We start from the raw sequence: 21277 nt of genomic DNA, 5'->3' as shown, positions 1-21277 counted from the left end.
GGCTACTTGGCACCTTTCAAGTATGAACAGGAACTTGCCAAGGCAGCGTAAAAAAGTGTCCGGAAAACTCTTGCCAGATCAGCTTTACATCTGGGTGTAACTCAATCTAGATTAATACTTATTCCAATTATAATGCGTTGAGTCGCAGTCTTATGTCTCATGGAGGGGGCAGGACTATCGTGAAAAAGAACAATTTTCCAGCAAAGGGTTACAGCCTGATTGAAATGATGTTTGCTGTTTTGATCATTGCTGTGATCCTCGCCTATGCAATGTATGCCTATCGGGATTTTACCGATAAGGCCAAAATTGAAGAGGCCGCCAGGCTGGCTTATGAGATGCGGCAGGGTATCGATACCCATGTTGTTAGCAAGCGTAAGTTTCCTCCATCAATCCTCAGAACTTATGCAAACATGGAGTATGTTGAGAAGGCGGAGGCTATTCAGGATGGTGATGATGCCTACAGGATCAATGTTTTCTTTAAGAAAGATGCATTTCCCGGTAGTTCACGTCAGCAAGTGTTCACGTTATATGGCAACCTTATTGGCTCTGAGATGGAATGGGAGGAGTGTGGCCGGGAATGTGTTAAGAATGATGTCGATATCCCTCCCGTGCGACCGGCTCCAGCGCCTACACCAGGACCCGGGTCGTATGGTATAGGTGTCGCGGTGGCACCGCCGCCGCCGCCGCCGCCGCCACCGCCACCGCCACCGCCACCGCCGCCACCGCCGCCACCACCGCCGCCGCCACCGCCGCCGCCGCCACCGCCGCCGCCGCCACCGCCACCGCCACCGCCACTGCCACTGCCACCGCCGTCGGCAAAGCCTCCTTCAGTGCCTGATCCTCAGACCGGCGGGGGGTATATAGGCAACAAGCCAAAAGAAGAACCAGACTTCAAGCCAACCTATGTGAAAATCTGGATGGCGATTGGTAGTGCTTATGTTGGGCGTATGAGGGTTCATTACAGGGATGTTGGTACTAAAAAATGGACGTTTCATGATCAATCACACCCAAAAGGGGCATTTTCAGGGGGATATATCACCGTACCGGGCGGCAAAAAACAAAAGGAAATTTTAGTGGATGCGCAGGGCCTTGTTGGGGGGTCAGGATGGGAATGGGGTGTGATCAAGTGGAGAACTGTAAGAAGGTTTGAGTTTAAAGGTTCTGGCCGCTACACAGAAAGAAAAAAATGCTTTGCTATGCATGGTGATGCTTATCGGGGGGTCAATACTTATTACGCGAATGAGGATTGTGTGTATAACAAGAAACTTTATGGCATGAATGACTATAACGAAGGTATCGTATTATCACAGCCAATAATGCAGGAAGAATGAGTTTGTAACGCCATTCAATAAAAAGTAAAGACGGATGGCGAAAAATAAAGGAATTTAGATTTAAAGGGTCAAGCCGCTACGACAAGGTGAAGAAATGCTTCACTTTGCGTGGGGATGCTTATCGTAAACCTTATGGATACTGGGGTGAGGAAAAGGGGTGTAAATAAGAGGGCTATGAGTCTGATGTTTTCCATAATTAATCGCTTGATGATTGTGGAGTAAGCTGATCTCAAGTCGACCATGGAGCTGGCAGCATTATCATGCTGCCAGCTCCAAATATTATGCAGGTTTGTTAATGGAATGACTGATCGATTGCAAAGATTCGTTGGTTTGTTCTTGTTCTTTACGGCTATTGTTGTTTGGGCTGAAGATAGGGGGCATAGCCAGTTAAAAACGGTCGAGAGTCTCAACATTGATGGCCATAAACTTGAACAGTTATCAGACACTCAAATGGACGCATACCTTAGAATGCGTTCTGGTTTCTCCAGCACTCAATTAACGCGTAACCGCTCAAGATTCCCCTCCATCACGCATTCAAGGCTGGCACAGCTCGGTCGCGAATTATTTTTCAGTAAGAGCCTGAGTGGCAACCAGGATGTTGCCTGTGCCAGCTGTCATGATCCACGGTTGGGTGGCGCCGATGGCTTGTCACTTCCCGTAGGCGTGGGGGCAATTTCTCCGGATATTGTCGGTCCTGGGCGTCGGCATGATGGGAATTACCACATTGATCCCGAAGCGGATGGTGGTCCCAATGTTGAGCGAAACTCACCGACGACTTTCAATATCGCGTTTTATGATCGTGCTCTGTTTTATGACGGGCGTGTTGAAGCCATTGAGCAATATTTTGGTATGTACCGGCCTACACAACAGCCAGCCCCTAATGGACAGGATGAAATCATCAGGACTCCAGACAGTCCGTTTGGTGGGCAGGATCCTGAATCCGGTGCAAACCTGACGGAAGCACAGGCACGCTTTCCCGTTGTGGCATTGAATGAAATGCGTGGCTTTTCTGTATCGATGGTGGGGGAGCATGGTGAGGTCAGGGATTATCTGGAAAGGCGCCTGCAGGGAAAAACCGGTGAGTTGAAGGACAATGCATGGCCTGCGCTGTTTCGCTGGGCGTTTGATCAGCCAGATGCGCCTGTGGAATCAATCATCAATTACAAAAATATTGCTAAGGCATTGGCAGAATATCAGCGTTCCAAGGTGTTTATTGATTCCCCTTGGCGACGCTGGCTTTCAGGCGAGGGCGACCTTAGTCAGGCAGCGAAACGGGGAGCTGCTTTGTTTTATACCCCGCTACAGGAAGGAGGGGCACAATGTTACCAGTGCCATAGTGGTGAATTTTTTACTGATGAACGGTATTACAATCTTGCCATGCCACAGTTCGGGCCGGGAAAAACGATTTACAACCGTGATCTTGGGCGTTATGGCGCGACCCGGCAGGTTCATGATATGTATGCCTTCCGGACGCCCAGCCTGCTCAATGTCTCGGAAACTGCACCTTATGGGCATACAGGCGCATTCCTGACACTCGAAGGTATTATCCGGCATCATCTGAACCCTGAAAAATCACTGAGGGAATATGATTTCAGTCTGCAGAAGTTGCCACAGTTTCGCGGGCTTTCTGTGACTTACCCGGATGCAAAAGCCAACACCTATGCGGCGCTGCAACATCAGAAAACCTATGGTGATTATTTATCGGAACCTGACAGGCTGGCTGCCAGGGCGTTGTCTGGGGAATCCATCGGTTATCTCGCGGCATTCCTGGAAACACTGACGGATCCATGCATTACTGACAGTGATTGCCTTCAGCCTTGGCTTCCCCAGGGAGAAGCCCCTGATAACAATCGTCTGAATGCCCGGATTCCTGGGCAATTTAATAATGACAATCCACTGCCTCCAATAACAGCGAATGCCAACGATGATGCTGGTGTGCTCCCGGATATCGGCGATGTCCCAACATGGCAGGTTGAGTGCGAGGTCACTGTAGCTGATGGACATCAGCCTGGGTTCACCGATGTAACACAGGCTGCTGGGCTGATAACCCACCGTGAGATCAGTGTGCAGGCGCAAAAAGGGGGGGTGATTCACAACTATGGCGCAACCATTACCAAGTTAATCATGAATGGTGGAGTGGCTGCTGGAGACATCAACGGTGATTGTCTGGTAGACCTGATTGTTGATCAGGGCGACCGGAAAGCGGCTGCTGTAATGATTAATCAAGGGAAGGGTTTCTATCAACAGCCTGAACATAATTGGGGACTCAGCGATGCTCATGATCTGACAGGCGCCGTGTTGGTGGATCTGAATGGTGATGGCTGGTTGGATCTGTTTGCCGGCAGCATGGATGCAGAATCGCCGACCGTGTTCCTCAATAATGGTCGAGGGCGCTTCCTGCCGGTAAGTCGAGCTGGTTTCAGGGTAGGGCGCTCAACGGTTGGCGCAGGCTTTGGTGATGTGGATGGTGATGGGGATCTGGATGCCTGGCTGGCGCACTGGGATGTCACGGTCGGCGCCGAAGAGGAACACCTCTGGCGCAATGATGGTCGAGGGCTGTTTTCAGGCATTGCCCGAGACTATGGCGTTAACGGCCAGATCGGTGAACGGGATTTTGTCTTTACCCCCAATTTTGCTGATTTTAATAATGATCGCTTGCCTGACTTGGCGCTGGCCAGTGATTTTCTGACCAGCCAGTATTTTATTAACCAGTCCGGAAAGCGTCTGGATAACCAGACTGACAAAACCGTGATCAGCGACGAAAACGGCATGGGCGCCGCAATTGCGGATTTTGACAATGATGGTGATCTTGACTGGTTTGTGACCAGTATATATGTCCCTGAAGGTAAGGGAGAAAGTGCTGAAGGTGGTCTGGGCTGGGGATTTAAGGGGAATCGCCTCTATCTGAATGAAGGTGAAAAAGATGGCCGGCTGGTCTTTAACGATGTAACAGAGATTGCGGGTGTCGCTGATGGTGGCTGGGGATGGGGCAGTTGTGCCGCTGATTTCAACAACGATGGCTGGCTGGATATTTTCCATGCCAATGGGTTTTATATTGATTTGCGAGAAACCCGTCCGGATCTCCTTTATTTACTGGAACTGTTGAATGTTGATGATTTCGAGGTGGATGATCGGTATTCGACGTTTGAAGCCTTTTCTTCAAGTCTGACGGTTTCATTGTCTGAACAGCAACGAACCGATCTGGAGGCGTTCTATTACCTGTCCCTGTTTCGTAAAGCGTTTCTGGGTAAGGCGGGTGGTTTTCGGGAACAGCGGTCACGGTTGTTTATCAATCAGCAGGATGGCACGTTCAGGGATGTGGCCCTTGAATACGGGATTACCGATCAACGGCAGGGACGGGGTGTCAGTTGTCTCGACTATGACAGGGACGGGGATATCGATCTCCTAGTGGCCAACAACACGGGCAGTGCCGTGCTATATCGGAATAATGTCCATGGACAGGATAGTGACATTACACACTTTCTGACAGTTAAATTGCTGGGACATGCGCCTAATAGGCATGGGATTGGTGCGAGGATTTATCTGTATAGCGCTGCAGGGCAACAGATGCGCGAGGTTCGGGTCGAAAATAACTATATGTCCCAGAACCCACTGGAGAGCCATTTTGGTCTGGGCAGTGATGAAATCGTTAAACGGTTACGTATCGTATGGCCTGATGGTACTGAACAGGTGCTAGAGGATGTGCCTGCAGACCAGATACTGGTGATTCGACAACAATAAGGTCTAGACATGGCGCTGGATAAAGCAAGGATTGCACTGATCGCCCTGTTGGCAGGGGTTATCGCTGGCAGTTTGTTAACGCGCTATTTCATGCGATCAGACAGTGTCAAACTGCCTGAGTTGCCGGAAGGCTTTCAGGCCTTTGATATCCCCTATGATAACCAGCTGACTGATGCGCGGATTACGCTGGGTAAGAAGCTGTTTTACGATCCGATTTTAAGCGCGGATTATTCCATGTCCTGCAGTTCCTGCCATGAACCCGCTCTGGCGTTTTCTGACCCTCGCCGTTTGCCGATTTCTACGGGGATCAATAATCACCCGGGGTTCCGCAATGCCCCAACGTTGACCAATGTGGCGTTTCATCCTGCTTTCTTCTGGGATGGCGGAGCCCATACGCTGGAAATTCAGGCACAAAGTCCGATTGAAGACCCGGAAGAGATGGGGTTGAAGATTGAAGAGGCGGCCAGGCGCCTGAAGGCGGATGATGATTATGTTCGCATGAGTCGTGACGCCTACGATCGCGAACCGGATCCCTCTGTGATTGTTCGGGCATTGTCTGCCTTCCAGCGGACGTTGATCAGTACCAATTCCCGCTATGATGATTTTTTTTACCGTGGTAACCGATCAGCATTAACAGAGGAAGAGCAAAAAGGATTCCAGTTATTTAATGGCAAGGCGGGGTGCTACCAGTGCCATTATGGGCAAAACCTGACGCTCTATGGTTATTACAATATTGGTTTGCCCGGTGCTGCGGATGATCCTGACCCCGGGTTGATGCGTATTACCGGCAGTAAAGCTGACCGCGGTAAATTCAGAACACCGACTCTGCGAAATGTCGCCCTTACTGGGCCTTATATGCATAACGGCAGTATGGAAACGCTGGAAGATGTTGTTAGTCATTTTAACAAAGGAGGCGTTGCGGTTAGCAATAAAACAGACTTGATGCAGCCATTAGGGCTGACTGATGATGAGCAACAGGCAATAGTGGCTTTTCTAAAAACGCTTACGGATGAGTCTTTCATAACAGATTCTGCTTTTAGACCCTGATGTAAGTGAGGTCTATCAAAATATAGGATTTATATTGGTTTTTACCTTAACTATTTTGTTATGTGAAAAGTGTGAACAAATAGAAACTCCTGAGTTCTTAAATTGGTATGAGTATTGGTAATGCATATTGCTTCTATTCTTTTGAATGAAGTCTTTCAGGGGGGAAAATGAAAGCAGCTGGTAGAGTCCCTGCTCCGCAACATGTGACATTAACTGATGTTGAAAGTAATAAGGCGGAGACTAAAGAAAAGAAGTCTTCAGGAGTTACAGCTCTTCACCGAAGTGTGAAAGTTGATGATCCGGATATCGATATGCTGTCCGCATCAATGGAACGTTCTGATGTAAGTTTTACGAGCGCTTCAGAAATGAGTAGGAATCTGGCTGACTGTCGTGTTGATGTCATCTCAAGTTCAAAAAGAAAGCGAACATTGGGTCATGTTTCATCTGATAATCAGCATGAACCTTCTGCAAAATTTGTGCGTCGCATTTCTAGTGATGAAATTGATCTTGAGTCAATAGAAGCAAATGGAACAGCCTCGGCTAATAAACAGACTGCTGTAAAAGCTAATGTAGTACAACCAATACCCATTAGGGCGAACGCTATCCCTAAAGAGGCAGCTAGAGCAGATACTATTGAACAGACAAAATCTGACTGAAATTGAGAGAGTCTGAATCTATTAGTATCAAATTAATCAAGTTGTAAAGGAAAGGTAGGTATTTCAGTGGAAGCCAGTCAATTTAGTCCTTCAGGTAGTCAAAAGAGTAGTTCCGGGAATAAAGATCAAACAGTACCGACAAGTACAGCAGATTCGCCACAGGTGGTTTCTGATCCATCACCTTTGTTAGCTGCTGGGATGGCGACAACGAGGAGCTGGCATCCAGCTGAGACATCGCTCAGAGGGAATGTGAGGGTTATCGACAGCGGTCTACAATCATCGATCCAATTATGGCGTCAACCATCAGATTCCAGGGCTTTGTCAGATTCAGAGACTGAAGAAGACGACATTTCACAAGAGTTAGAAGCCGTTATGTGGGAACAAGGTGTAATGGGGGCTCAAAGGCAAATGTCTCCTGAACCTGTGGTGTTTTCAGACAATTTCTCAACGTTGAATCTGGGTTCAGGAGAGAGCGTCAGGCCAAGGCCAAGGTTGCTGGGAGAGTCGGAGCAAAGCACGTTTGGTGAAACAGAGGCTTCTGCTTGCAGCCAATTGCAGGGTCAGTCTGGACAATTTTCTTCTACATCAACTGTAAAAACATCAGATATTTCCAGTGTATCTGGTAGTGATTTAACGGCGCGCCCTGATCAAAAGTCAGAGATTACTGAATGGTCAATAAGAACGGATGATGAATTACAAAATGTCAGAATTGAACCAGAATCTATTTCACCGTTAATGTCAGAAAGTAGTACTGTTCATGAATTCTTGGAAGTGGAAGAGCCAGAGTTTCGTTCATTACCTACCTATCAAGATGATAAATACCCGAGGCAGCCTTTCTTTGCAGGCAAAAGTATGCAACCAGAAGAAAAACAACTGACTGAAGTAAAAGAAACCGATAAGGGGGCAGCTTTAATTGCGCAATCTCCATTGAGGTCTCCTTCGCGTCAGGTCAATAGATCTGTCAGTGCTGATGATTCCAATATTGCAGGGGGGAGTAGCCAGACTAAAGGGAAAAGAAAACGTCAGGCAGATTACCCTGAATCATCAGGAGAATGTCATTCATTACCGCTGGATTTTAGTCCTGCGGTATTTTCGTCTTCAGCAAGAATGCCAAAACGAGTGAGATCATCAGATGAAACCTTGCCGCTTGAGGGTAAGGAGAAAAGTTACGATCAACCAGAAAGACCATGAAGATTGCATGGCATATGATCTGTAAGCCTAACCTAGAGCGCTTTTTCGATGCGTGAGAGGGTGTTTCCGGAAAAATGTATTGATCCATGTAGGTATAAGTAGAAAATAATCTTCCAGTTTTCGTTGATCTGTGCGGTTGTTCCCTATACCTCATCTGGTTAGAATGCCAGTCCCACTACGGTTGCTAGCAGAAAGACAGCCCTTTCCGACAAGGGCTTTCCTGTCACTATATATCGGGACGACAAGCACATGGGCAAGAAGACGGCGCTGTACGAAGCGCATCAGCAGGCCGGCGGTAAACTCGTGGATTTCGGCGGCTGGGATATGCCTCTCCATTACGGCTCTCAGGTTGAAGAGCACCACGCCGTGCGCCAGGACGCCGGCATGTTCGATGTTTCCCACATGACGGTCATTGATATTTCGGGTCAGGATGCCCGGGATTTCCTCCGCTCCCTTCTTGCCAATGATGTCGACAAACTCACTACCCCCGGTAAGGCCCTCTACAGCGGCATGCTGAACCCCCAGGGCGGGGTGATTGACGATCTGATCGTCTATGGCATGGGCGACTGGTACCGCGTTGTCGTCAACTGCGCAACCCGTGAAAAAGATCTCGAATGGATGGCCAAACAGGCGGCTCGGTTTGAAGTCTCCCTGGAAGAACGTCCTGAAATGGCCATGATTGCTGTGCAGGGTCCCAATGCCCGCGAAAAGGCGGCGCTGGCGACATCAGCGGCCAAGGCCGAGGTGATCCGCGAACTGAACGTATTCCAGGGCAAGGAAGTCGAAGGTTGGTTTATTGCCAGAACCGGTTATACCGGTGAAGACGGCCTGGAAATCGTAGTGCCGGAGAAGGAAGCCGAATCCTTCTGGAAAGCGCTGCTGGAAGCCGGTGTGCGTCCGGCAGGCTTGGGTGCCCGTGACACCCTGCGCCTTGAGGCGGGCATGAACCTGTACGGTTCCGACATGGACGAAAGCATCAGTCCACTGTCTGCTAATATGGGCTGGTGTGTGGCCTGGGAACCGGCGGATCGTGATTTTATCGGCCGTTCTGCTCTGGAAGCCATCAAGGCGGATGGCCAGTATGACCGCCTGGTCGGCCTGGTGCTGGAAGGACGTGGTGTGCTGCGTCCCGGACAAAAAGTGATTGTGGAAGGTGTCGGGGAAGGGGTGATCACCAGCGGTACTTTCTCGCCCACCCTGGGGCATGCCATTGCCATGGCGCGGGTGCCCGCCGGCACCGGCAGCGAAGCGGTGGTGGATGTCCGTGGTAAATCCCTGCCGGTCCGGGTGATCAAGGCCGGTTTCGTTCGTAACGGTAAGAAAGTATTCGACTGACACCTGGGTGGCTCGAATTCTGTCAGGTAACGTAAAGCTAGAGGATTGGATTAATGAGCAGCATTCCTTCTGAACTGCGCTATGTCTCATCGCATGAATGGATCCGCATGGAAGAGGATGGCACCGTCACCATCGGTATCACCGATCATGCCCAGGCATCGCTCGGCGACGTGGTGTTTGTTGAATTGCCGGAAGTGGGCTCCGAAGTCAGCGCGAACGATGAAGCCGGTGTGGTTGAGTCCGTAAAAGCGGCGTCTGACCTGTACGCGCCGCTGTCAGGTGAAGTTGTGGCGATTAACGAAGCGCTGGAAGAAGCCCCGGAGCTGGTGAACTCCGAGCCCTATGGTGAAGGCTGGTTCTTCCGCCTGAAGCCCAGTGACGAAGGCGAGCTGTCTGATTTGATGGATGCGGACGCTTACGCTGAACTGTGTGAGTCTGAAGAGTAAGAGGCTGGTACGCCACCATGTGTAATCCGGTTCGCTGTTCTGATCTGTCTGCCCGTTTACTGGGCGGCTGGTTGAGTCTCGGTGACAGCGAAGGTCTGCCCACAGGGCAACCGCAGGCCGGTATCAGCGATGGTAGTGATTGACTGGTAGGGATACAAAGCCTCGACGACTGTCGGGGCTTTGTTATTTATGGCATTGGTTTTTTGGCTGGAATGTGCGAATGACTGCTGAACATGTGTCCCTGAAGGATCTGGAAAACAAGAACGAATTTATCCGTCGTCATATCGGTCCCGGTGAACAGGAAACGGCGGAAATGCTGGCCGAACTCGGCCTGGGTTCCCTGGAGGAACTGCTTGACAACACCATACCCGGCAGCATTCTACAGGCCGAGCCGCCTGCGGTGGGAGAAGCCCATACGGAAGCGGAAACCCTGGTCTATCTGAAAGATATGCTGGCGAAGAACAAGATGTATCGCAGCTTCATCGGTATGGGTTACCACGATACGCTGACGCCGACGGTCATTCTTCGCAATGTCTTTGAGAATCCGGGCTGGTACACTGCCTACACGCCCTATCAGCCGGAAATTGCCCAGGGCCGTCTGGAAGCGCTGGTCAACTTCCAGCAGCTGACCATGGACCTGACCGGTCTGGACCTAGCCAGCGCCTCGTTGCTGGATGAAGGTACGGCTGCCGGTGAAGCGCTCGGTCTGGCCCGCCGGGTGTCCAAGAACAAGAACAGTAACCTGTTCTATATCGATGAAAACTGCCATCCGCAAACCATTGACGTGGTGAAAACCCGCGCCAAGGGCTTTGATGTGGACGTGATTGTCGGACCAGCAACAGAGGCCGTGAATCACGACAGCTTCGGAGCGCTGATTGCCTACTCCGACACCTATGGCCAGATCCGCAATCCCCAGAGCCTGATTGCGGAACTGCAGGGACAAAAATGCATTGTCTCTGTGGTCGCCGACATCATGAGCCTGATTCTGTTGAAATCCCCCGGTTCACTGGGGGCTGATGCGGTACTGGGCAGCGCCCAGCGCTTCGGTGTTCCCATGGGTTACGGCGGTCCTCACGCGGCGTTCTTTGCAACCAGTGAAAAGCACAAGCGCTCCCTGCCGGGCCGTGTGATTGGTGTCTCCATCGACCAGCGTGGCAACAAGGGCTACCGTCTCGCCATGCAGACCCGTGAGCAGCACATCCGCCGCGAGAAGGCGACCAGTAACATCTGTACCGCCCAGGTTCTGCTGGCCAACATGGCCTCATTCTACGCGGTTTACCATGGTCCGGAAGGACTGAAGAATATCGCGAGCCGTATTCACCGGCTGACCGATATTCTTGCTGCTGGTCTGAAAAACAAGGGTGCCACCCTGCAGAATGACACCTGGTTTGACACCATCACTCTGCAAGTGAAAGACAAATCAGCCATGCTGGCTCGTGCCGACGCTCGGAAGGTGAATCTGCGGATCTTTGATGACAACCGCGTCAGTATCAGTCTGGATGAGTGCACCACCCGTGACGATATCGTCTGCCTGTGGGATATCGTGCTGGGCGAAGGTCACGGTCTCAATGTGGATACTCTGGACAGCCAGATCACCGCAAAAGGTTCTGCCTCTATTCCTGCGGAACTGGTGCGTGACGATGCCATCCTGACCCACCCGGTCTTCAACAGCTACCACTCTGAAACTGAGATGCTGCGCTATATCAAGCGCCTGGAAGACCGTGACCTGGCCCTGAATCATTCCATGATCCCGCTGGGTTCCTGCACCATGAAGCTTAACGCCACCACCGAAATGCTGCCGGTGACCTGGCCTGAGCTTGGGCGTATGCACCCATTTGTGCCCGTCTCTCAATCAGAAGGCACCCGCCAGATGATTCGTGAACTGGAAGATTATCTGAAGATTATCACCGGTTTTGATGCGGTGAGCATGCAGCCGAACTCCGGTGCACAGGGTGAGTATGCGGGTCTGATGGCAATCCGTAACTACCTGGAAAGCATCGGTGAAGGGCACCGTAATGTTTGCCTGATTCCGGCGTCTGCCCACGGTACCAACCCGGCGTCTGCGGCGATGGCAGGTATGAAGGTTGTGGTCACGGCCTGTGATGAGAACGGCAACGTTGATGTCGCCGACCTCAAGCAGAAAGCCGAAGACATGAAGGATCAGCTGGCGGCACTGATGATCACCTATCCGTCCACCCATGGGGTGTACGAAGAAGGTATCCGGGAAATCTGTGACATCATCCACGCCAACGGTGGCCAGGTGTACATGGATGGCGCGAACATGAATGGCCAGGTGGGTGTCTCCAAGCCGGCTGAAATCGGTGCGGATGTGTCGCATTGGAACCTGCACAAGACCCTGTGCATTCCTCATGGTGGCGGTGGTCCGGGTATGGGACCGATCGGTATCAAGCAACACCTGGTTCCGTTCGTGGCCAACCACAGTGTCATCAAGCTGGATGGACCGAATCCGGAAAGCACCGCAATCAGCGCTGCGCCCTGGGGCTCCGTTTCCATCCTGCCGATTCCGTGGGCGTATATCCGCATGATGGGCAGTGACGGTATCCGCAAGTCCACCGCCGTTGCCCTGATGAATGCCAACTACCTCGCGAAGAAACTGGCCGAGTACTATCCGGTGCTTTATACCGGCCGGAATGGTCGCGTGGCGCACGAGTGCATCATTGATATTCGTCCGCTCAAGGCTGCCAGTGGTATCACTGAGGAAGATATCGCCAAGCGTCTGATGGACTTTGGTTTCCATGCGCCGACCATGAGCTTCCCGGTTGCCGGTACCCTGATGATCGAGCCGACGGAAAGTGAGTCCAAGGCCGAGCTGGATCGTTTCATCGAAGCCATGGTGCAGATCCGTCATGAGGTCGCCCGGGTGGAAAATGGCGAGCTGGATGCTGAAAACAACATGCTTGTGAGAGCACCGCACACCCTGGCGGATATCCTGGATAATGAGTGGGATCGTCCCTACACCCGTGAAGAAGCGGCTTATCCGGTACCGAGCGTCGCACGCAGCAAGTTCTGGCCGTCGGTCAACCGTGTGGATAACGTCTACGGTGACCGTCACCTGATGTGCAGCTGCCCGCCGGTGGAGAGCTATCAGGACTGATAATCAAAGCCTGTAGATCGAAAGATCGTAAGTAGAAATGCCTCAGCAGTTGAACTAGTTAAATAGTTTGATTGCTGAGGCTTTTTATTCTTTTCGTTTGAATGATAGTGATTATCGACTCTTTTATAATCAATGAATTTTTCATCCAACCCTATGGGATTATCGATATTTATTGATTAACTGCCTGCAGAGTGAATCATAAGCGTAACTATTGAGCCCGCAGGATTGAATCGTCGTTTTGTAATGGAGTAGTGCCTGTTTAATTTGTGCAATAAATTGAATGATTTGATCATCATTTTTTTGGGTTGGTTTCTCAATGTGTTTGAGAGGGTGATGGTTGCTGGTTTGGCCGTCTTTGGCATTATGGAAGGCCACATAATCATTCAATATATCGATGAAATCCTGCTCTTCTTTTGACAGCGTTGGCAAGGTTGCTGCTTCCGGGCGAGTGGCTGGTGGTACGATTCTGTGACCACGGGTTGGCCTGGGAGATGTGCCGGATTCACTCGTGGTTATAGGTGGAGGCGGTGGGCTTGGTATTGACCGAGGTGTTCTATCAGGTTGCCTGCGAATAGGGTGAGATACTGGTCTTGCATAGCCTGTGTAGGGCATGACCTGTGTGACGTAGATAGGGCGGTTCGATTGATTGTGAACCCATTGTCCATTGCTAAAAAAGACGCTGGCACCTGGCGATACGTAGCATGTTGGAGATACCGGGGCAGCGAGGTACGTTGAAAGGGTACGACACGCGACGGTTTGGGTTGCTACTGGCCAATACGTGTATTGAATAACACCCGCTTGCCGACAATAACGGCAGCCAGTTTTGCTTTTCGTATAACGGCTGGGCTTTGCCGTCCGTGATGGCTTGTGTTTGAAATGATGTGTTAATCGTTTAATAGCTTTCATTGGATGCCTCATTTATGTTGTTTTTATTCTGGTTATTATCAAATTAACATGAGGGTTCCAGAGGGTAACTAATACCTTTGGCTTAATTATTAGTGTTTTTTGTTATAACAAAGGGAAAGAGTTTTAGGGGGGGAACAAGGTGGCTGGAAGGCCACCTTTATGCATATAAACGATCAGGGTAAAGGGTTATGGCGGGTCTTGTCGTAACGTTTTTGCAGTCTCATCCAGATCTGGGGTTTGCCACCGATCACCTGGCAAAGCCGGTGAGCAAACAGGGCACCCATCCGCCTTCGGCCGTGTAACACGCTTTCAATATGGCTGGACTGAATATCCATCTGGGTACAGAGATCACCTATGGTGATGTAACGTCGAGCGAGGAATCTGGACAAAATCAAGCCCGGATGCGGATGGTCTTTTATTGTCATAATGGTTCCCTCCATGTTCATTATTCAGTATATGAGGAAGGGCATTACTTCTGACAATAGTTTGCAGTCATAAAGAATATGCTGCTCATAACCTGGTCGTCTTAAAAAAAATAGATAACCAATGACGTTTTTTTAAGGCAGGGATTCTCGCCTGAGCGAGAACCCCTATAGAAAAAGTTCAGTATTTTCAGTGTTGACTGTTATTCGTCTCTGGGTGCAGGACGGGCATAAAGGTCATACTCGTCAGCATCAAAGATCTCCACATCCGTCAGGTCACCGGGTTGCAGGCCCTGACCGTTCTCCAGCCAGACAACACCATCAATATCCGGCGCATCGGCATACGTGCGACCAAAGACATCACCGTCTTCATTGGTGCCGTCAACCAGTACCTGCATCTGACGACCGACTTTTTCCTGCAGTTTTTCTGCACTGATGCGCTGCTGGACTTCCATCAGACGCTCCCAGCGCTCTTCTTTCACTGCTTCCGGCACTGCGCCGGGCAGTGCATTGGCGCGGGCGCCATCAACCGCAGAATATTTGAAGCAACCGACCCGCTCCAGTCGCGCCTCTTCCAGAAAGTTGAGCAGCTGCTGGAAGTCATCTTCGGTTTCCCCGGGGAAACCCACGATAAAGCTGGAGCGCAGGGCGATTTCCGGGCAGGTTTTCCGCCAGTTCTGAATGCGCGCCAGTGTGTTTTCGGTATGGGCCGGGCGCTTCATGGCTTTGAGTGTCTGCTGGCTGGCGTGCTGCAGCGGAATATCCAGATAAGGCAATACGAGACCTTCCGCCATCAGTGGGATCAGGTCATCCACATTGGGGTAAGGATAGACATAGTGCAGTCGTACCCAGGCGCCAAGGCGACCCAGCTCGGTGGCCAGCTCCTTCAGGCGTGTCTTCACCGGCTGGCCCTGCCAGAAGTGGGTGCGGTATTTCAGGTCGACACCATAGGCGCTGGTGTCCTGGGAAACAACCAGCAACTCGCGGGTGCCTGCATCGACCAGGCGCTCGGCTTCTTCCAGCACGTCGCCGGAAGGACGGCTGACCAGTTTGCCGCGCAGGTCGGGAATAATGCAGAAGCTGCAGCTGTGGTTACAGCCTTCTGATATTTTCAGGTAGGCATAGTGGCGTGGTGTCAGTTTGATGCCCTGCGGCGGAACCAGGTCCACAAAAGGGTTGTGTTCTGTTGAGGGTGGTACCCACTCATGCACGGCGCCGACCACTTCTTCATAGGCGTGCGGGCCGGTGACACTCAGAACGCTCGGGTGTACGGAACGGATGCTGTTTTCATCTTTGCCCATGCAGCCGGTCACAATGACCTTGCCGTTTTCCTTGATGGCTTCACCGATGGCATCTAGGGATTCCTGCTTGGCCTCGTCGATGAATCCACAGGTATTCACCACCACCACATCGGCGCCCTCGTAGCTGTTGACGACGTCATAGCCGTCCAGCTTCAGCTGGGTCAGGATGCGTTCAGAGTCGACCAGGGCTTTCGGGCAGCCCAGGCTGACAAAACCAACCTTGGGGGATTCTGTGGACATGAAAAACAGCCTCTCTTGTACTAGACAGCCACCGGATCGGCAGGATCCTTCACGGTAATGATGGCGAATAAAACCGCGCATTCTAAACCAGCTGGCGTTGGAGCCAAAGCGCGAAATATACGTTGTTATGTAACGAGATATCGGGGGATTGCCTGCGCCAGGCCTTTGTAGGTGAAGCAAACGTTTAAGATAAACGCTAATAGACGTCTAATGACGGAAAATCATTCGCAGGGGTATTCTTCGGCCATTGGTTTATCACAATGTCACATTATTGTTTCAATGTGCATCAATAGCGTGCAGGAATGGTAAAGGTTTAATTGAATGCTCGTTCAGGAATAACAGGCTAAGAATATCAATGCGTTAATTAACCTTTCTTAGTGAAAGGTTAATTGGATTAGATTTGCGCCTTAAAAACAATCGCGCGTAGAATTGTCAAAAATTGATAACAGTGTCACATAGAATAAGAATGATTTTGCCGTCGGCAAAGGGAGTGATGGGCACCATGAATAATGCCAGATGGCGAAAAACAACACGTGCGATTCGGGTAGCTGGGCTGTTGCTGGCAGGTGTTGGCGTCGCCCAGGCTGAAGACCTGTCGGATATTTATCAGCAGGCGCTGAATAACGATCCCACTTACCTCGCAGGTATCCACCAGTTCAGTGCGGATGTGGAAGGTTACATCCAGGCTCGTTCTAGTTTGCTGCCTACCGTCTCGTTCAATGTGAGTCGCACGGAAAATAAGCAGGATATCAAGAGCTCCGACAACCAGGTGTTTGGTTCGGGTTCTACCAGTTATCCGACGGACGAATATACCCTCTCAATTACCCAATCGATTTATAGCTACAGCAACTGGGCGAGACTCCGTCAGGCGGAAGCGTTGAATGAGCGATACCAGGGCGAGTTGGCGGCGCTTGAGCAGAATCTTCTGATTAGAACCGCTGAAGCCTATTTTGCTGCGCTCGCCGTGCATGAAGAAAACACCTATATTGCGGCGGAAGAAAAAGCGGTCAAACAACATTTCGAGTTGATCGAAGCCAAGCGAAAAGATGGCCTTGCCCGGGAAACGGACTTTTTGGATGCCCAGGCTCGTTACCTGCAAACCAAGGCTCGTGCGCTGGAAATTCGTACACGCCTGAAAGACAGTCTTGAAATGGTCAGTGAGTTGACTGGCAATACACCAGCATCGCTGGCGCTGTTGAGAGTCTCGGTTCCGATGGCTTCTCCGGATCCTGCCAGTACCGATGAGTGGCTGAGCACAGCGCTGGAATATAATCCGGAGTTAAAGATTCGGACGAATGCCGTAGAAGCTGCCCGAGAAGAAGTGAAAAGCCTGAAAGGGGGGCACTACCCCACGTTAGATCTTGATATCAGTTACAACAATAACGATACCCAGGGCTCACTCTATGGTGGTGGTAGTGAAGTGACGACCACAGCCGCAACCGTTTCACTGAATATTCCGATTTACTCGGGAGGCCTGGTATCGTCCAGGGTGCGTGCGGCAACCGATCTGCTCAGTCGGACGATGCAGGAGCTTGAGCTTGAACAGCGTGCGGTCAAACGTCAGACGCTGTCCGCCTATGACGGCATTCTCACCGATATTGCCAAGGTGGAATCGCTGGCCAAATCTGTTGAATCGTATGAACTGGCGGTTGAGGCCAAGCGCGTTGGTTTCTCGTCGGGCCTGACGACCAGTTTGTCTGTGCTGGATGCTGAACGGGATCTGTTCTTTGCACGGAGTGAGTACGCCCGCGCGCGTTATGGTTATATTCTGAATACATTGCGGCTCAAGCGCGCCGTAGGCGTTTTGTCCGAAGCGGATCTGACGCAGGTGAATGGCCTGCTGACGGGTGATCAGGCGGGTTCAGCCCATCTTTCTGCTTATAGTCGCACCACGACTCTGGCTGTAGTCGGACAGGCTGACTAATGCGGTACCCGGAATCGGCAGTACTGGCGACCTTTGCTGAGGCGCTTGAAGCCCCCTATGGTTTTGAGCGCTCGGTGAAGTTTAGTGAGCGTCAGATGCTGGATGACCGATTCCTGATGACGGTCCACAAAGCCTCTCTGGGAAAAAATCCGGAACACACGCTGCTTAAACTGTGCCAGCAATTGAATGTGCCCATGGATATAGTCGAGTCCATTTTGGCGCTGCTTCCGGAAGCGGATATTGTACATCTGGGCTTTGAGGCAGAGTCTGAGACAAGGCTGTGCAAGTTGTATGTGGAGTTTGCTTCAAAAGTGCGGGCTACGATGGAGAAGGGGCCAGTTAAAGCACCTTTGCTCGTACATAAGGCATTGAAGTGGGATGTGGCCAATCCGCAAAATTATGCGATAACCGATTACTGGTTAAAACCAGATATGGGCGTTGGTTGTTGGTTAAAGGAATTGTTGGCAGGTGGTGATCAACTAGATCAGGAGTTGTCGTCTTTTGTTCAGCAAGTTCTGTTGCAGGCGGCAGAGCGTGTGCCAGAAGAGGAGCTCATGTGTCTGGAAGTGAATGAGCCGGGTAATCCTCGCAAGTCGTTTGATCTCAACCTGTATGATACGGAAATAGTGCTGGGGGATATTCGTCATTTGATCAAGCAATTGACTGACGCTTTCCAGATTGAACCCGTCAAAGTCACACGCTGGCTGGATGACAATGCCGGCCAGCCACTCGGTCATCTGTCCTGTGGTATTGCGCGTAATGGGCGGCCGTTCAAGACAGTCTATTTTGGCATAGAGGGGCGTTAGTATGTCAGTTGCCCTGGAGCGAACCATCACTGCCCGTTTGCCTGATATTGAATGGGCTAAAGCCAATGATCCCTGTCTGGACTACTGTCTCTGGCCGTATGACCCTCTCCGTAGTCAGTCCGGTAAGTTCCGTTCGATTAACTTACTCAATGAGTCATTTCAACAGGCGGGCGCAGAGCAGTTGATCGGTATTTGCCAGTTGATTCGTGACGCGATTGGCGATTTTCAGACGGTTTGGGGAATCAAGCAATCAGAAAAAGGATTTAGTTGGGAGCTTTATTTTTACGATTATGAGCGCCTGCAACGGAAGGTCTCTGCATCACGATTGATTGAAGTGTTATCGCCCTGGCTGTCCTGCGGTTTGACGGTCAATGAAAACAGCCCGTATTTTATGTTTTCCCTGGATCTCGAACCTGAAACAGGAAGCAGCCAGTGTTCGCTGGATGCCATCAATATTTATATGGGCAATGCTGGCAGCAATGTCTCTTCTGGATTGAGCTACTCGCTAACGGCTGATGGTCTGACCTTTGATAATCTCTACAGTTTTTTTGACGCCAGGTCGGAACAGGATGACATCCTGGCCAAGATGGCTTGCTCAGCACATCTTGGTTTGGATTCACTCAATTCTGATGATGTGCTCTGGCCTGAGCTGGTGGACTGCCAGACGGTTGTCGTCGCCAACAAACGAATATGTGAAGGTATTTATTTTTCCCGGGTAACCGTAGATCAGCTGCTGTTTTTCCTCCGGAAAACCCGTTTTCCGGCAGCACATGTCGCGTATGTTGAAAAGCATCGTGACCGCTTTGATCACTTGTTGTTTGACGTGGGCTTTGACTATACGATGGTTGAAGGCACGATAAACATCACAAAAAGCGCATACTACGGGGTGTTCTGACGTGAGTATGGGACGGTTTAACAATAACGACTACGTCTCTGTCACCATGGAGTTCCGGTGCAATCTCAAGTGTGAGCATTGCATGATCGAGGGCACCATGGATCGTCTCGTCCCGCAAACTCTTGAACGCTTTCATGAAATCCTTACCCATAACCGTCAGCATCAGCAGTGGAAAGGTCTGATTCTGACCGGTTCTGAAATTACCCTGCGCAGAGATCTTCCAGAACTGGCCCGTCAGGCAAAGGCTGCCGGCTTTCAGCATGTCCGCATCCAAACGCACGGCATGCACCTCCACCAGAAGAGTTACTGTGATCGTCTGCTGGAAGCGGGTGTGGATGAATACTTTGTCAGTGTCGCCGGTTCGGATGCCTGGAGTCATGACCATATCACCGGCGTGCAGGGTGCTTTTGATCGGATGATGCAGGGCTTGGAGTATCTGGATACGATCGAGGGCGTATCACTGTTCACAAATACCGTTGTGACCGCCAGCAGTTACCAATTATTACCCGATTTGGTTGAGCGGCTTGCGCATCTCAAACGACTCGCCCAAATGGAATTCTGGTCGTATTGGCCAATGCAGGAAACGGATGAAAAGGATTTACTGGTACCACACAGTACGGTGTTGCCTTTTCTCCGCGAAGCGGTCATTCGAGCCAAGGCTCTGGGGCGGGCGGTAGAAGTGAAGAATTTTCCCGAATGTCTGCTGGGTGAACTGGCGGATGTGTTGATGAACGATCAGCCGGAGTTGCATATAGACCCGGCGTTCTGGACGGAATTCATGCGCAATGGTTTTCACCAGTGTGCGTATCGAGACCAGTGTCAGTCTGAGCAGTGCCTTGGGCTGAATACCGCGTATGTCCGTAAATACGGATGGGAAGAACAGTTGTTGCAGCCGGTTGTGCCGTCACAGGTCTTGCGCCTGTGCAGCTGACCGACGCAATGGTTTGACAACAATGGAACGCCCCACAGGGAAAGAGCAGGAAAGAGGTAGAAAAACATGGCAAAGCAATTACTGATTTACAGCCAGGTCCAGCCGGTCTCCAGCCAGCGTCATCGTGACTGGGCGATCAAGCAGGTGACTGACTTTGAATTTGCCCGGGATGTGAATTCTGTACCCCTGATGGCTGTTGAATTTCCCAATGCCGCCAGCGAAATGGCGGTAGTTTTCACAGGTAATGATGACCAGATCATGCCAGTGGTGATCCTGGGGGTCAGGGAGCAGGAGAACCTCTATCTGAACGACGAAGGTCAAATGACTTCCCGTTATGTACCGGCCTTTTTACGTCGCTATCCATTTGTTTTCTCCAGCTCCGATGATGGTGCTAATTTCACCCTTTGCATTGATGAAACCTACACGGGCTGTAACCAGGACGGTGTGGGTGAGCGGTTGTTTGATTCGGCAGGTGAGAAGACCCAGTACCTGGATAATGTGCTGGCGTTCCTGAAGGAGTACCAGGTGCATTTCAACCGTACCCGTAACTTCTGCAGCAAGCTGAAGGAACTGGATCTTCTGGAGCCCATGGGCGCCCAGTTTACCCAGCCGGATGGTGAGAAGCTGACCCTGACCGCTTTCATGGCTGTAAATCGTGACAAACTGAAGTCTCTGACTGGCGAACAGTTGGCAGACCTGGCGAAGACCGATGCACTGGAACTGATTTATATCCATCTCCAGTCCATGCGCAACTTCACCAGCATGCTGGAGAAAGTGGCGGGTGCTGAAGCATCAGAGCCGGCAGTGTCTAAGGAAGAAGCTGCTGCGCCGGAAGAAGAAGTCACATTGCAGTAAAAGAAGAGCGCACCATTTAGGTGCGCTTTTATGCCCCAGAATGGTGAGCGGCTCCGGCCGCTCACTGACGTGACGGGGTCATGAGAATAAAGGCTGTAGACGCACTACCCAGGTAGTACCGATCAAGGCCGTCAC

General features: G+C 51.1%; 17 protein-coding genes. 14 read left to right on the top strand and 3 right to left on the bottom strand.

The genetic code is table 11. The features are described from left to right. Positions 1-179: 179 nt before the first annotated feature. From ABD892_RS26165 to gcvP, 9 genes are all read left to right on the top strand, one after another. Complete coding sequence (locus ABD892_RS26165) at positions 180-1331, top strand: type II secretion system protein (RefSeq protein ID WP_345199310.1); 1152 nt, start codon at positions 180-182, stop codon at positions 1329-1331. Positions 1332-1781: 450 nt separating this feature from the next. After that, the gene (locus ABD892_RS26160; RefSeq protein WP_345199308.1) at positions 1782-5072 is read left to right on the top strand and encodes an FG-GAP-like repeat-containing protein; all 3291 of its coding nucleotides are present in this window, start codon (positions 1782-1784) and stop codon (positions 5070-5072) included. 9 nt (positions 5073-5081) lie between these two features. Beyond that, positions 5082-6119: a cytochrome-c peroxidase gene (locus tag ABD892_RS26155; protein ID WP_345199307.1), complete on the top strand. Its 1038-nt coding sequence runs from the start codon at positions 5082-5084 to the stop codon at positions 6117-6119. A gap of 167 nt (positions 6120-6286) precedes the next feature. Then, on the top strand, positions 6287-6775 hold the full coding sequence (locus tag ABD892_RS26150; protein WP_345199306.1) for a hypothetical protein: 489 nt from the start codon (positions 6287-6289) through the stop codon (positions 6773-6775). Between the two features lie 66 nt (positions 6776-6841). Further along, positions 6842-7966 carry a hypothetical protein gene (locus ABD892_RS26145; RefSeq protein ID WP_345199304.1) on the top strand — a complete coding sequence of 375 codons (1125 nt, stop codon included), beginning with the start codon at positions 6842-6844 and terminating at the stop codon, positions 7964-7966. Between the two features lie 249 nt (positions 7967-8215). Then, positions 8216-9301: a glycine cleavage system aminomethyltransferase GcvT gene (gene gcvT / locus ABD892_RS26140; RefSeq protein WP_345199303.1), complete on the top strand. Its 1086-nt coding sequence runs from the start codon at positions 8216-8218 to the stop codon at positions 9299-9301. A 53-nt stretch (positions 9302-9354) separates the two neighbouring features. Further along, positions 9355-9747 (top strand): glycine cleavage system protein GcvH, encoded by a 393-nt coding sequence (gene gcvH / locus ABD892_RS26135; RefSeq protein ID WP_345199302.1) that lies wholly within the window; start codon positions 9355-9357, stop codon positions 9745-9747. A gap of 17 nt (positions 9748-9764) precedes the next feature. Then, positions 9765-9890, top strand: a complete 126-nt coding sequence (locus ABD892_RS26130; protein WP_345199300.1) for a hypothetical protein — start codon at positions 9765-9767, stop codon at positions 9888-9890. 77 nt (positions 9891-9967) lie between these two features. After that, positions 9968-12862 carry an aminomethyl-transferring glycine dehydrogenase gene (gene gcvP / locus ABD892_RS26125; protein ID WP_345199299.1) on the top strand — a complete coding sequence of 965 codons (2895 nt, stop codon included), beginning with the start codon at positions 9968-9970 and terminating at the stop codon, positions 12860-12862. A gap of 159 nt (positions 12863-13021) precedes the next feature. Here gcvP and ABD892_RS26120 read toward each other — a convergent pair whose 3' ends face one another. From ABD892_RS26120 to rimO, 3 genes are all read right to left on the bottom strand, one after another. Continuing rightward, entirely contained in the window at positions 13022-13291 is a 270-nt protein-coding gene (locus ABD892_RS26120; protein WP_345199297.1) for a hypothetical protein, read from the bottom strand. A gap of 650 nt (positions 13292-13941) precedes the next feature. Beyond that, a complete protein-coding gene (locus ABD892_RS26115) occupies positions 13942-14193 on the bottom strand; it encodes a HigA family addiction module antitoxin (RefSeq protein ID WP_345199296.1) in 252 nt (83 codons plus the stop codon). 200 nt (positions 14194-14393) lie between these two features. After that, entirely contained in the window at positions 14394-15731 is a 1338-nt protein-coding gene (gene rimO / locus ABD892_RS26110; RefSeq protein WP_345199295.1) for a 30S ribosomal protein S12 methylthiotransferase RimO, read from the bottom strand. 502 nt (positions 15732-16233) lie between these two features. Between rimO and ABD892_RS26105 the strand changes: the two genes are divergently transcribed. The 5 genes from ABD892_RS26105 (at position 16234) to ABD892_RS26085 (ending at position 21142) form a co-directional block, all read left to right on the top strand. Beyond that, a complete protein-coding gene (locus ABD892_RS26105) occupies positions 16234-17655 on the top strand; it encodes a TolC family outer membrane protein (RefSeq protein WP_345199294.1) in 1422 nt (473 codons plus the stop codon). Beyond that, positions 17655-18461 carry a hypothetical protein gene (locus ABD892_RS26100; protein ID WP_345199293.1) on the top strand — a complete coding sequence of 269 codons (807 nt, stop codon included), beginning with the start codon at positions 17655-17657 and terminating at the stop codon, positions 18459-18461. Before ABD892_RS26105 ends, ABD892_RS26100 begins: the two co-directional genes overlap by 1 nt. Position 18462: 1 nt before the next feature. Further along, positions 18463-19356, top strand: a complete 894-nt coding sequence (locus tag ABD892_RS26095; RefSeq protein WP_345199292.1) for a hypothetical protein — start codon at positions 18463-18465, stop codon at positions 19354-19356. Positions 19357-19363: 7 nt separating this feature from the next. Continuing rightward, positions 19364-20287: a radical SAM protein gene (locus tag ABD892_RS26090; protein ID WP_345199311.1), complete on the top strand. Its 924-nt coding sequence runs from the start codon at positions 19364-19366 to the stop codon at positions 20285-20287. A gap of 66 nt (positions 20288-20353) precedes the next feature. After that, a complete protein-coding gene (locus ABD892_RS26085) occupies positions 20354-21142 on the top strand; it encodes a SapC family protein (RefSeq protein ID WP_345199291.1) in 789 nt (262 codons plus the stop codon). The last annotated feature ends 135 nt before the right edge of the window (positions 21143-21277 follow it).

The organism is Kistimonas scapharcae, assembly GCF_039540975.1.
GTDB classification, from domain to species: Bacteria; Pseudomonadota; Gammaproteobacteria; order Pseudomonadales; family Endozoicomonadaceae; genus Kistimonas; species Kistimonas scapharcae.
Note: the sequence above shows the minus strand (reverse complement) of the source record. Positions and strands in the feature narration are given on the sequence as shown.

Bases quoted from the DNA above. Each gene is read 5' to 3' on its own strand.
- ABD892_RS26085 (WP_345199291.1), top strand. From the start codon at position 20,354: ATGGCAAAGCAATTACTGATTTACAGCCAGGTCCAGCCGGTCTCCAGC.
- rimO (WP_345199295.1), bottom strand. From the start codon at position 15,731: ATGTCCACAGAATCCCCCAAGGTTGGTTTTGTCAGCCTGGGCTGCCCG.
- ABD892_RS26100 (WP_345199293.1), top strand. From the start codon at position 17,655: ATGCGGTACCCGGAATCGGCAGTACTGGCGACCTTTGCTGAGGCGCTT.
- ABD892_RS26095 (WP_345199292.1), top strand. From the start codon at position 18,463: ATGTCAGTTGCCCTGGAGCGAACCATCACTGCCCGTTTGCCTGATATT.
- ABD892_RS26105 (WP_345199294.1), top strand. From the start codon at position 16,234: ATGAATAATGCCAGATGGCGAAAAACAACACGTGCGATTCGGGTAGCT.
- gcvH (WP_345199302.1), top strand. From the start codon at position 9,355: ATGAGCAGCATTCCTTCTGAACTGCGCTATGTCTCATCGCATGAATGG.
- ABD892_RS26160 (WP_345199308.1), top strand. From the start codon at position 1,782: ATGGACGCATACCTTAGAATGCGTTCTGGTTTCTCCAGCACTCAATTA.
- ABD892_RS26090 (WP_345199311.1), top strand. From the start codon at position 19,364: ATGGGACGGTTTAACAATAACGACTACGTCTCTGTCACCATGGAGTTC.
- gcvT (WP_345199303.1), top strand. From the start codon at position 8,216: ATGGGCAAGAAGACGGCGCTGTACGAAGCGCATCAGCAGGCCGGCGGT.
- gcvP (WP_345199299.1), top strand. From the start codon at position 9,968: ATGACTGCTGAACATGTGTCCCTGAAGGATCTGGAAAACAAGAACGAA.
- ABD892_RS26155 (WP_345199307.1), top strand. From the start codon at position 5,082: ATGGCGCTGGATAAAGCAAGGATTGCACTGATCGCCCTGTTGGCAGGG.
- ABD892_RS26130 (WP_345199300.1), top strand. From the start codon at position 9,765: ATGTGTAATCCGGTTCGCTGTTCTGATCTGTCTGCCCGTTTACTGGGC.
- ABD892_RS26150 (WP_345199306.1), top strand. From the start codon at position 6,287: ATGAAAGCAGCTGGTAGAGTCCCTGCTCCGCAACATGTGACATTAACT.
- ABD892_RS26115 (WP_345199296.1), bottom strand. From the start codon at position 14,193: ATGACAATAAAAGACCATCCGCATCCGGGCTTGATTTTGTCCAGATTC.